The 11825-nt window shown below is 69.7% G+C and carries 10 protein-coding genes; 7 read left to right on the top strand and 3 right to left on the bottom strand.

The genetic code is table 11. The annotated features are described in order from the left end of the window. Position 1: 1 nt before the first annotated feature. The 5 genes from AB0O28_RS04000 to trxA all read left to right on the top strand — a co-directional run bounded on the left by AB0O28_RS04000 (position 2) and on the right by trxA (position 4616). Positions 2-1519 (top strand): serine/threonine protein kinase, encoded by a 1518-nt coding sequence (locus AB0O28_RS04000; RefSeq protein WP_363635986.1) that lies wholly within the window; start codon positions 2-4, stop codon positions 1517-1519. A 60-nt stretch (positions 1520-1579) separates the two neighbouring features. Further along, positions 1580-2170, top strand: coding sequence for an RNA polymerase sigma factor SigM (gene sigM / locus AB0O28_RS03995; protein WP_363635984.1), 591 nt, complete (start codon positions 1580-1582; stop codon positions 2168-2170). Continuing rightward, positions 2160-3134, top strand: a complete 975-nt coding sequence (locus tag AB0O28_RS03990; RefSeq protein WP_363635982.1) for a zf-HC2 domain-containing protein — start codon at positions 2160-2162, stop codon at positions 3132-3134. Before sigM ends, AB0O28_RS03990 begins: the two co-directional genes overlap by 11 nt. A 149-nt stretch (positions 3135-3283) precedes the next feature. After that, a complete protein-coding gene (trxB, locus tag AB0O28_RS03985) occupies positions 3284-4213 on the top strand; it encodes a thioredoxin-disulfide reductase (RefSeq protein ID WP_363635980.1) in 930 nt (309 codons plus the stop codon). 79 nt (positions 4214-4292) lie between these two features. Continuing rightward, a complete protein-coding gene (gene trxA / locus AB0O28_RS03980; RefSeq protein ID WP_310741774.1) occupies positions 4293-4616 on the top strand; it encodes a thioredoxin in 324 nt (107 codons plus the stop codon). Positions 4617-4761: 145 nt separating this feature from the next. On the opposite strand, the gene AB0O28_RS03975 is transcribed toward trxA, so the two are convergent. Next, complete coding sequence (locus tag AB0O28_RS03975; protein WP_142573380.1) at positions 4762-5382, bottom strand: GNAT family N-acetyltransferase; 621 nt, start codon at positions 5380-5382, stop codon at positions 4762-4764. 355 nt (positions 5383-5737) lie between these two features. Between AB0O28_RS03975 and AB0O28_RS03970 the strand changes: the two genes are divergently transcribed. Continuing rightward, entirely contained in the window at positions 5738-6970 is a 1233-nt protein-coding gene (locus tag AB0O28_RS03970) for a PLP-dependent aminotransferase family protein (protein WP_363636176.1), read from the top strand. Positions 6971-7360: 390 nt separating this feature from the next. Next, the gene (locus AB0O28_RS03965; protein ID WP_363635977.1) at positions 7361-8311 is read left to right on the top strand and encodes a D-alanine--D-alanine ligase; all 951 of its coding nucleotides are present in this window, start codon (positions 7361-7363) and stop codon (positions 8309-8311) included. Positions 8312-9483: 1172 nt separating this feature from the next. Here the strand turns inward: AB0O28_RS03965 and AB0O28_RS03960 are convergent. Both AB0O28_RS03960 and AB0O28_RS03955 read right to left on the bottom strand, forming a co-directional pair. Next, entirely contained in the window at positions 9484-10470 is a 987-nt protein-coding gene (locus AB0O28_RS03960) for a ParB/RepB/Spo0J family partition protein (protein ID WP_363635975.1), read from the bottom strand. Positions 10471-11007: 537 nt separating this feature from the next. Further along, entirely contained in the window at positions 11008-11778 is a 771-nt protein-coding gene (locus AB0O28_RS03955; RefSeq protein ID WP_363635973.1) for a ParA family protein, read from the bottom strand. Positions 11779-11825 lie beyond the last annotated feature (47 nt).

Here is an 11825-nt window from a genome sequence, read left to right as displayed (position 1 = left end):
CATGAGCATGTCCACGGTCGAACCGGGGACCCGGCTGGCGGATCGCTTCCGCCTCGAGGACCGGGTGCACGAGTCCGGCGGCGCGACTTTGTGGAAGGCCCTCGACGAGATCCTCGCCCGCCCGGTCGCGGTCCACACGTTCGCACCCGATTTCCCCCGGGTCGAGGAGGTCGTCACCGCCGCCCGCCTGGCGAGCCGCCTGACCGACCCTCGCCTCACCCAGGTCTTCGACGCGGCCGACGAGGACGGCACGGCGTACGTCGTGAGCGAGTGGGTCAGCGGAGACTCGCTCCTCGACCTGCTGGAGAGCGGGCCGATCGAGCCCGAACGCGGCGCCGCCCTGGTCGCCGAGGCCGCCGAGGCACTGGCGCACGCGCACGCGGCCGGCCTCACCCACCTGCACCTGACCCCCGGCCGCCTGGTCTGGACGAGCGGCGGCACGGTCAAGCTCCTCGGGCTCGCCGTCGACGCCGCGATCCTCGAGCTGAGCAGCGACGAGCCCGCCAGGGAGGACGCCGAGGGGCTGGGCCGGCTGCTCTACGCGGCGCTGACCGGCCACTGGCCCGGCGAGTCCGACTGCGGGCTGCCCGCCGCACCCCTGGACGACGGCAAGTTCTGCACACCCCGGCAGGTCACCGCCGGAGTGCCCGGTTATCTGGACGCCATCACCTGCCGCGCGCTGCTGCAGGAGTCGCGGCGGGGACAGCCGCCGCTGGCCACCCCGGCCGACGTGGCCGAGGCGCTGGCCGAGGTGCCCCGTCCCGCGCCGGCCCCCGTCACCACCGCGCCGCCCGCGCTGAACCTGCGCAGCGAGGCGCCGGACGGGCTGGGCATGTCCGCCATGCCGCCCCGCATGCCGTCTCATCCGGCGCACCAGATGACGATGGCCCCTCCGCCACCGCGCCCGCAGACCGGCACCGCGAGCAAGGTCCTGCTGACCGTCATCGTCCTGCTCGTGATGGCCGCCGTCGGCGTGGGCGCCTGGACCGTGGGCAAGAACCTCGGCAACACCCCGAGGGGCGTGGCCCAGTCGGACGCCGTCACGTCCCCGTCCCCCACACGCAAGCCGGTGGCCGTCAAGCCGGTGAGCGCGACCGGGTTCGACCCGCTGGGCGACGACCGCGCGGAGAATCCGGAGTACAGCAATCTCGCCATCGACGGCAAGCCGTCCACCGAGTGGCACACCGACAGTTACATCAGCGCCGACCTGGGACGGCTCAAGGACGGCGTCGGGCTCATCCTCGACATGGGCAAGCCGGTGCCCATCGCCGACGTGGTCGTCTCCCTGGGCGGTTCCTCCGGCGCGACCGTGCAGCTCAAGGTGGGCGACGCCGCGGAGCTGTCCTCGCTGAAGACGGCGGCGGAGAAGAAGAACGCCTCGGGCTCGGTGACGCTCACCCCGGGAAAGGCCACCACAGGTCAGTACGTTTTGATCTGGTTCACCCGTCTTCCCCCCTACAACGGGCAGTATCGTGGCACCATCTACGAAGTAACGGTGCATTCCCCCGGATCGGCATAGCAGGGACTTGTGAATTCCCCACCAGACAATCCCCCGACGGCTGAGCACGCGCGTCGCGCGATGACCGATGCCGATCTGCTGAACCGCCACCTCGGCGGTGACCCTCACGCGTTCAGCGAGATCGTCAGGCGGCACCGCGACCGGATGTGGGCGGTCGCCCTGCGTACGCTCGGCGATCCCGACGAGGCCGCCGACGCGGTTCAGGACGCGTTCGTCTCGGCGTACCGCAAGGCGGGCAGCTTTCGCGGCGAGGCGGCGGTCACGACGTGGCTCCACCGCATCGTGGTCAACGCCTGCCTCGACCGCATGCGCCGCAAGTCGGTACGCCCGATCGCCGACGACGAGCTCATCGAGGCCGTCGAGCGGGAGGTGCCGGCCACCGACCATGCGGGCGAGCGCGAGGTCTCCCTGGAGGTCACGGCGGCGCTCAAGCTGCTGCCGCCCGACCAGAGGGCGGCCCTCGTGCTGGTGGACATGATGGGGTACGCCGTGGACGACGCGGCGACGGTGCTGGGCGTCCCGTCGGGCACCGTGAAGAGCCGCTGCGCCCGTGGTCGTGCCAAACTCGCCCCGATTCTTTCGCATCTACGGAACCGATCCGACCTCACTCGCGTCTCATCCGGGAAGGGAGCAGAACTTCGTGACGGGTGACACGCACTACGACCTGGAGGTTCTCGCCGAGCTGGCGGAGGGTCTCCTCGACGACACGACGGCCCGGCGGGTCCGCGAGCATCTCGCGGTCTGCGATCCCTGCGGGGAGAGCCTTGCCGACCTGGCCGCCGTCCGCGAGGTCCTCGCGGCGATGCCGGTGCCTGCGATGCCTTTGGGCGTCGCACGACGCATCGACCGGGCGCTGGCCGCCGAGACTCCGGACTGGGACCGCATCATGCGGGACGCCCCATGGGACAGCGCTCCACAGGAGATCGGCCCGTGGGAGACCGCGCCGTGGGAGACGGTCGAGCCTCTGGTCGCACCCCCGGTGGACACCACCGCGGAAACCGCTGTGGAGACACACGTGGAGCCGGAGCGCGAGGCCGCGCCGGTCGCCGCGACGGCCGCTCCTTTGGGCGTCGTCGCCGACGACGGGACGATCGTGCCGGCCAGGCGCCGTTCCGGAACGCGTACGGCGGGCAGGAAGGCGTCCAGGCGGCGCGCATGGGCGTTGCCGGCCGCGGTCGCCGCGGCGGCGGCCGTCGTGATCGGGAGCGGCGGCCTCGCCACCGGCCTGCTCTCGTTCGGCGACTCGCCGTCCCGGCAGGTGGTGAGCCAGGGCGATCCCGGCCAGAGCCCAGCCAAGGTCGAGGCGCTGACCTACTCGACCTACGCCAGCGGCCACAACTACACCAGCCGGGAGCTGCGCGGGCCGCTGCTGGGGTACTTCGGTGTGGCGCCCGGCTTGGGCACCAACGACGACGAGGACCTCGACACCTGCGTCAAGCGGTTCTCGACCGAGCTCGACCGCACACCGATCGGCGTGGACAAGGCGCTCTACAACGGCAACGAGGCCACGGTCATGGCGTTCTGGGAGGACAAGAGCAGCAACGCCGTGCGGGTGGTCGTGGTGGACTCCCGGTGCCACAAGCTGCGGCCCGAGGTCCTGGCCTCCTGGAAGTGATCACGCGGCGCGAGCCGTACCATCAGCAGTGACGAAGCCCCCCGCGACCTCCGGGGGGCTTCGCCGTATCGGGGGTCGGCCCGGGAATCGCCGGGGCCTAGGATCTGTTGACGCCACTGCACATCACCGGGACGAAGAAGGCGGGTCCGTTGAGCGACGTTCGTAACGTGATCATCATCGGGTCGGGGCCGGCCGGCTACACGTCGGCCGTCTACACCGCACGCGCGGACCTCAAGCCTCTCGTCTTCGAGGGGTCGGTCACCGCGGGTGGGGCGTTGATGAACACCACCGATGTGGAGAACTTCCCCGGGTTCCCCGACGGGATCATGGGCCCGGACCTGATGGACAACTTCCGCAAGCAGGCCGAGCGCTTCGGCGCCGAGCTGGTCGCCGACGACGTGATCGAGGTGGACCTGCAGGCCGACCCGAAGGTCGTCAAGACCTACACCGACACCTACTACGCCAAGGCGGTGATCCTGGCCACCGGGTCGCGTTACCGCGAGCTCGGGCTGGAGAACGAGAAGCGCCTGTCGGGACGTGGGGTGTCGTGGTGCGCCACCTGTGACGGGTTCTTCTTCCGCGACCAGGACATCGTGGTGGTCGGCGGCGGTGACACGGCGATGGAGGAGGCGATCTTCCTGACCCGGTTCGCGAAGTCGGTCACGGTGATCCACCGCCGTGACTCGCTGCGTGCCAGCAAGATCATGCAAGACCGCGCCTTCGCGAACGACAAGATCCGCTTCGTGTGGGACAGCGAGGTCGCCGACGTGCTGGGCGAGGACCGGGTCAACGGGGTGCGGGTGCGCAACCTCAAGACCGGCGAGGAGTCCGACCTGCCGGTGGGCGGCGTGTTCATCGCGATCGGGCACGAGCCGCGCACCGACCTGCTCAAGGGGCAGGTCGATCTGGACGATCAGGGGTACATCACGGTGGACTCGCCGTCGACGCGGACGAACATCGACGGGGTGTTCGCGGCCGGCGACGTGGTCGACCACACCTACCGCCAGGCGATCACGGCGGCCGGAACGGGCTGCGCGGCGGCCCTGGACGCCGAGCGCTGGCTGACACTGAACGCCTGAGCCCGGCATCCCGGGAATGCGGGGAGGCTCCCCGCGGTTGTCTGCACCGCCACACCACTCACGCAAGGAGAGAGATACCGTGGGCGCGATCAAGAGCGTGACGGACGCGAGCTTCGAGGCCGAGGTCCTCAAGAGCGACAAGCCGGTCCTGGTCGACTTCTGGGCCGAGTGGTGCGGTCCGTGCCGTCAGGTCGGACCGATCCTCGAGGAAATCGCCACCGAGCACGCCGACAAGCTGACGATCGTCAAGCTGAACATCGACGAGAACCCGGTCACGCCGCGCGACTACGGCGTGCTGCAGATCCCGACGATGAACGTCTACAAGGGTGGCGAGGTCGTCAAGCAGATCATCGGCGCCAAGCCGAAGGCCATGCTGCTGCGCGAGCTCGACGGCGTCATCTGACGCCGGTCCCGGCGGCACCACCGCCGTTCACACGGCGGCACCATCCGAAACCAGAGCCCTCCGCGCCCGGCGCGGAGGGCTTCTGTGTGATCGGGGTCACGCGACAGGGGCCGCATCGGGAGTCACAGCGGGCCCTGTGGTCCCCTCAGACGGGCCGCAGGGCCCTCTCCGGGGACATCGAACCCAGCAGGCGCTCCAGTGCCACCTCGACGTCCTCGCGCCACGACACGGCCGTCTTGAGCTCCAGCCGGAGGCGAGGGAAGCGCAGATGCGGGCGCACGGTCTTGAACCCGACCGACAGCAGGTAGTCGGCGGGCAGCACGCAGCCGCCCGGCTGCTCCCACTTCAGGTCGCCGAACGCCTCGATCGCGCGTACGCCGCGGCGGGTCAGGTCCTTGGCGACGCCCTGCACGAGCATCCGGCCCAGCCCGCCGCCGGTGAACTCCGGCACGATGTGCGCGGTCATCAGCAGCACCGCGTCCGAGCTGACCGGGGACGTGGGGAACGCCACCGACCGCGGGACGTACAACGGCGGGGCGTAGAGCACGAACCCGGCCGCCACGCCGTCGACGTAGGCGATCTTCCCGCAGCTCCCCCACTCGAGGAGAGTCGCCGAGATCCACGCCTCCTTCTCCAGACCGGGGTCTCCCGCCTCGACGGCGCGCTCGCCGCTCACGGGGTCGAGCTCCCAGAACACGCACCGCCGGCACCGGCGCGGCAGGTCATCGAGGTTGTCGAGGGTGACGTTGACCAGCCGACGCGACACGTGATGCCCCAATCCCCGTCAGGAGTCCTGCCAGAAAAGCGCGCGAATACGGCGTCTCCAGCTCGCATCGTAACTCAGCGGAAGGGCAGGAGCGGGTGCGCCACAACGGGCGCTGACGAGCGTCAAAGGGATTGGCCGGGCCGAAACCAGTGGGACGGGAATGCAAGAAAAGGAACCCTTGATGGTCAATACCCTGTTGTGATGAGTGTGGCGCGTTACCGTACTCTGGATTTCTCGGCTATGTGATCGGAGGTGGACCGTGACGCATGAGCTTGATCACGGTCGGACGAACGCGGCGGCCCACGGGTCCCGCATTGACGCCTACGTCGACAGGTACGCCGCCCGCGCCGCCGGGATGGTCGCCTCCGAGATCCGAGCTCTCTTCGCCGTCGCCTCGAGGCCTGAGGTGGTCTCGCTCGGCAGCGGCATGCCGTACATCACCGCGCTTCCCCTCGACGTGGTGAGCGACATCGTCGCCGATCTGGTAGCCACCCGCGGCTCCGTCGCTCTGCAGTACGGCGGCGGCCAGGGCGACGCCGCCCTGCGGGAGCAGATCTGCGAGGTCATGCGACTCGAGGGCATCGAGGCCGGTCCCGACGATGTCATGGTCACCGTCGGCTCTCAGCAGGCCCTCGACCTCATCACCCGGATCTTCATCGACCCCGGCGACGTCGTGCTCGCCGAAGGGCCGTCCTACGCCGGAGCGCTGGGCACGTTCGCGGCATACCAGGCGAGGGTCGTGCACATCGCCATGGACGACCAGGGCCTCATCCCGGAGGCTCTCGCGCAGACCATCTACGCGCTGCGCGCGGCGGGAAACCGGGTGAAGTTCCTCTACACCGTCCCGAACTTCCAGAACCCGGCCGGCGTGACCATGAACGAGGTGCGCCGCCGTCAGGTGCTGGAGATCTGCCGCCGCACCGGCGTTCTCGTGGTGGAGGACAACCCGTACGGCCTGCTCGGGTTCGACGGGGAACCGATGCGGGCGCTGCGGGCCGACGATCCCGACGGCGTCGTCTACCTCGGCTCGTTCTCCAAGACGCTGGCCCCCGGTTTCCGGGTCGGCTGGGCTGTCGCCCCACACGCGATCCGCGACAAGCTCGTCCTCGCCATGGAATCGTCGGTGCTGTCGCACTCGACGTTCACCCAGCTCGCCGTCGGGCAATACCTCTCGACCCAGCCGTGGCGGGAGCAGATCAAGACGTTCCGTGAGCTGTACCGTGAGCGGCGCGACGCGATGCTCAGCGCGCTCGAGGTGTATATGCCGCCCGGCTGCACGTGGACCCGCCCCGCCGGCGGGTTCTTCGTCTGGATGACCCTTCCCGAAGGACTCAACTCCAAAGCCCTCCTCCCCCGAGCCATCGCCGAGCGGGTCGCGTTCGTGCCCGGCACCGGCTTCTACTCCGACGGCGGCGGCACGCGCAACATCCGGTTGTCGTTCTGCTATCCGGAGCCCGACCGCATCAAGGAGGGCGTGCGCCGCCTGGCCGACGTGATCGAGCAGGACCTCAGGATGCGGGACACGTTCGGCACCAGCTCCATTCCGAGGCATGGGGGCGTGGACACCCCCGGCCCTGACCTCGCCTAGACACGGTACGGCCGCTGCCCCCGCGGCGGAGGAGCCGCCCATGGCACCGCTCATGGGCGGCTTCGGGTGTGCAGATGACTGCACGGTGCGCCCCGGCTGGACGGGCCTCCGCTCCGCCCGGCTGAAAGCATGTGCCGGGACGGTTACATGGCGACGCGTCGGTGTGGGCGGGGCACTAGCCTGTTCAGGCTGGCCATACTGACTTCTCGAGGCGAGAAAGGCCCTCTTCGTGAGCGAGCGAACGATGACCCAAGGATCGCCCCCCGTGCGTCCATGGAGGGGGGCGGAATTCGGGCCAGGCGATGCGGACCATTACGGGAACGCGGCCGGGGCCTCCGGGCACCGGACGGCGGCCGGTCCCGCCGCGGACCGCATCGGCGGTGAGGCGGCATGAGCGATCTAGGACACGTGCTCATCCTCGCGGGAGGGCTCTCCTACGAGCGTGAGGTCTCCATCCGATCGGGACGCCGCGTCGCGGAGGTGCTCCGGGCAGCCGGTGTGGACGTGGAAACACGCGACGCCGACGCCACCCTCGTACCCGCGGTGCTGTCGGACCCGCCGGACGTGGTGTTCGTCACCCTGCACGGCGGCGCCGGAGAGGACGGCGCCATCCGGTCGGTGCTGGAGCTGCTCGATGTGCCCTACGTCGGGGCGACGCCGGACGCCTGCCGGGTCGCTTTCGACAAGCCCACGGCGAAGGCGGTCGTCCGCTCCTGGGGACTGAACACGCCCGACTCGGTCGCGTTGCCCAAGGAGACGTTCCACGATCTCGGCGCCACGGCCGTGCTGGCCCGCATCATCGATCGGCTCGGGCTGCCGCTCTTCGTCAAGCCCTCACGCGGTGGATCCGCGCTGGGCGCGTCCATCGTGCGTACGGCCGAGGAGTTGCCCGCCGCGATGGTCGGTTGCTTCGCCTACGGCGACACCGCGCTCATCGAGCGGTACGTCGAGGGCGTGGAGGTCGCGGTCTCCGTGGTGGATCTCGGCGACGGACCGGTCGCGCTGCCGCCGGTGGAAATCGTGCCCGACCGAGGCGTGTACGACTACGCCGCCCGCTACACGGCGGGGCAGACGGAGTTCTTCGCACCGGCCCGGCTCTCCCCCGAGGCCACTCAGGCGTGCTCGGGAATGGCGGTCGCCGCGCACACCGCGCTCGGCCTGCGAGACATCTCCCGCACCGACCTCATCGTCGACGCCACCGGCAAGCCGTACTTCCTCGAGGTGAACGTCGCGCCCGGCATGACGGAGACCTCTCTGCTGCCCATGGCCGCAGAGGCGGCCGGCCAGGATCTCGGCACGCTGTGCAAGGGACTCCTGGAGCTCGCCGCCACCCGAGGCTGATCCCGCCTCGGTTTCACGTGAAACGGTTCCCCTCCAGGCTCCACCGGCCACCATCGCCCGCCTGGAGGGGTCTTCCCAACCTTGAGCCTGAGGCCTGGGGCCTGGTACCCGTGGCCACATCCACACCGCATCGCAGGCGCCGTCGCCGTTGAGGCCGACGACCCTCGCCACCGTATTGCTCGGCACACCGTGACCTTGGACCGGATCGCTGTGCTCGTAGACGGGATCGCCGTGGAGGTGGGCGATACCGATCCGCCGGGACGCCGGTGGCGCGGCGGGCTCGATGGGGCACCTCCTCGGGGCAGGCCGTGTCATGGGTGCCACGCAGGCGACGTGGGGCAGGCGGCCGACGACGGTGGCGTATCGCCTGAGGGCTTCGAGGCGGCCGGAAAGGCCGGGCTCAACCCGGATGCGCCTCGGTTCTCCCCCACACCATCGACGGTCGAGGGCTACTGGTCGCCCGGTTCCGAACTCGAAGGAGTCGTAACCGACCCCTTGCGCCCGAGAGCAGGACACAACGGGGAGCGATTCGCAGGCGTTTGAAGCGGGAAGCGGCCCACGGTGATCGCGGGTCCGCCGGCCCGGCTTGTCACCTGCAGCGTGCGCGCGTCGGCGCCTGCCCGATAGGGCGTCCACGAACTTGACCGCGTCGGTCACTACATCGGGAATCGGTCGCTGCACGGGGCCAATCGCTGCGCGGGGTTGGCCGCTGCGCCAAATCGGACGCTGCGCCGGAAGGAACCTCCGGTCCTCGCGAAGCCCGCTCCGCTGGGCCTTCGCTCCGGTCCTCGCTCCCTTCCGCTCCGCTCCCTCTGACCACCCTGGCGATTGCTTGTGGACAGCGCGCCCTGCAGATGCTTTGGCCTGCCAGTCATGGTGAACGGACCGACTTGGGGTCGGCTTCCACGTGCGGCGTGGCCCCGATGGCAGTTGCCGGCATGTGCAGGACGGCGCGCAGAAGCCTTATAGCGCTCGGGAGCGCTGGTGTTGAACCTCAGACTGATCTAGCTCATCGAGCAGTAAAGCCCGGCTCTCGTGACGAGGATGAGCATCAGTGGACGGCGTACCAGGCGAGGCGGTCCATGCATCAGGTCGGCCTCGCACCGCCCTTCCGAAGCGATGTTTCACGTGAAACGTGTCACACACCGGCTCTACCGCTGCGGCCCAGTGGGCTACTCCGCCGTGATGCCCCTACTGCGCATCGCGTGGGCGGCCTCCGGCGCCATCGTGTCGATGATCCGCTCCAGGTCGTCGATCGTCGAGAACTCGACGACTATGCGGCCTTTCCGGCTGCCGAGGTCGACCTTTACCTTCGTTTCGAAGTGGTCCGAGAGCTGGTCCGCCAGGTCGCGCAGGGCCGGGGCGGTCGGCTTCTTCGCCCGGGGCTTGCGAGGAGCTGGTCCCGCGGTCGCCTCGCCCAAAGCGACGATCTCCTCGACGGTCCGGACCGACAACCCCTCCGCTACGATCCGGCTCGCCAGTCGCTCCTGGGCGGCCGGGTCGTTCAGCGCCAGCAGCGCTCGTGCGTGCCCGGCGCTGATGATCCCGGCCGCGAGCCGGCGCTGCACCTCGGGAGGAAGATTCAGCAGGCGCAGGGTATTGCTGATGTGCGAGCGTGACCGCCCCACCTTCTTCGCGAGCACCTCATGGGTGGCCCCGAAGTCGTCGAGGAGCTGCTGATAGGCCGCCGCTTCCTCCAGCGCGTTCAACTGCTCCCGCTGGAGGTTCTCGATCAGCGCCTCACGGAGCATCTCGTCGTCCTGCGTACTCCGGACGATCGCGGGGATGCGGTCCAGCTCCGCGATCTGCGAGGCACGCCACCTCCGCTCCCCCATGATGAGCTCGAAGCGGCCGTTCTCCACAGCGCGGACGACGACCGGCTGCAGCAGGCCGACCTCCTTGATGGACGCCGCAAGCTCTTCGAGCCGGTCCTCGTCGAACACCTCCCGCGGCTGCCGTGGGTTCGGGGAGATGAAGTCGACCTCGATCTCCTGGAAGTAGGCGCCCTCCACTGGACGCAGACCCGCCGTTTCCGTGTCCGGCGCGGCCGGAGGCAGGCCGACGGGCGGAGTGTTCGCCACGGACGCCGGATCGACGATCGGCCCTGTGGGGATCAGAGCCCCAAGACCCTTGCCCAGTCCCCGACGCTGCTGGCTCACTGCTGCTCCTTCATACCCACGCCCGCACAGAAGGCGGTGCCCAGCGACTCGGGGTCACTGGGCACCGGCACGCACACACCAGGAGACTGTACCGCTGCCGCGCATCGTTATGAGTCTTCGCGCTTTCAGCTGTGCGCACATCCGCGCGGACGCGTCGCGTGGTGCCAGCGGAAGGAGCGGAGCGGGCGGGAGTGAGGACCGGAGCGAAGGCCCAGCGAAGCGGGCTTCGCGAGGACCGGAGCTTCCGCCCGGCGCAGTGACGTCCCCACCAGAGGTAGGTCCTCACGCACTACGGGACAGCTTCGCGAAAACGCCCGGCGCAGTGACGTCTCCACCACAGGCAGGTCCCCGCGCACTGCGGGGCAGCTTCGCAATACGCCCGGCGCAGTGACGTCCTCCAGCGCCGGAGAGGTTTCCCATGGCCGCCGGCGCCGTGTCCTCCGCAGCGGCAGAAGCAACGCGCAAGGGACGGGCGCCGGCGCGAGCGCCGGACCCGCGTACGGCGACAGGGCGTGCGGGCGCCGCGTGGCGGCTCCGTCAGCCGTCGAGGGCCGCGGCCCGATAGGCGATCTCCCGGGCGGCGCCCATGTACGCCAGTGCCCCGCTCGATCCCGGGTCGTACGTCATGACCGACTGGCCGTAGCTGGGCGCCTCGGAGACGCGGACACTCCTGGGAATGACGGCGTCGAGCACGGTGTCGCCGAAGTGAGAGCGCACCTCCTCGGCCACCTGGGAGGCGAGACGGGTGCGGCCGTCGTACATCGTGAGCAGGATGGTCGAGACCGCCAGCGTCTGGTTGAGGTGCGCGCGCACCAGTTCCACGTTCTGCAGGAGCTGGGTGAGCCCCTCCAGGGCGTAGTACTCGCACTGGATGGGGATCAGCACCTCCTGGGCCGCCGCCATGGCGTTCACGGTCAGCAGGCCCAGCGACGGCGGGCAATCGATGAGGATGTAGTCGAACTCCATCGAGTCGAACGAGGCGAGCGCCCGCCGCAGGCGGGTCTCTCTGCCGACCATCGGGACCAACTCGATCTCCGCGCCGGCGAGGTCGAGAGTGGCGGGAGCACAGTACAGGTTCGGCATGTCGGGGACCGGCTTCACGATCTGCGACAGCGGCATGTCGTCCACGAGGACCTGATACACCGACGGCATCCCCGACCGGTGCTCCGTCGCCAGCGCCGTGGAGGCGTTGCCCTGCGGGTCGAGGTCGACCACGAGGACGCGCTGATCGTGCATGGACAGCGCCGCAGCGAGGTTGACGGCCGTGGTGGTCTTTCCCACGCCGCCCTTCTGGTTGGACACCGTCATCACGCGGCACCGGGATGGCCGGGGCCAGGCCCTCTCATCGCGTGTCG

Source organism: Microbispora sp. NPDC088329, assembly GCF_040685655.1.
In the GTDB taxonomy this organism is placed as follows: Bacteria; Actinomycetota; Actinomycetes; order Streptosporangiales; family Streptosporangiaceae; genus Microbispora.
The sequence above is the reverse complement of the archived record's forward strand: the minus strand, read 5'-3'. Positions and strand labels throughout refer to the sequence as shown.

Coding starts and splice junctions, on each gene's coding strand:
- AB0O28_RS04000 (WP_363635986.1), top strand. CDS start 2: ATGAGCATGTCCACGGTCGAACCGGGGACCCGGCTGGCGGATCGCTTC.
- sigM (WP_363635984.1), top strand. CDS start 1,580: ATGACCGATGCCGATCTGCTGAACCGCCACCTCGGCGGTGACCCTCAC.
- AB0O28_RS03970 (WP_363636176.1), top strand. CDS start 5,738: ATGGTCGCCTCCGAGATCCGAGCTCTCTTCGCCGTCGCCTCGAGGCCT.
- AB0O28_RS03965 (WP_363635977.1), top strand. CDS start 7,361: ATGAGCGATCTAGGACACGTGCTCATCCTCGCGGGAGGGCTCTCCTAC.
- AB0O28_RS03955 (WP_363635973.1), bottom strand. CDS start 11,778: ATGACGGTGTCCAACCAGAAGGGCGGCGTGGGAAAGACCACCACGGCC.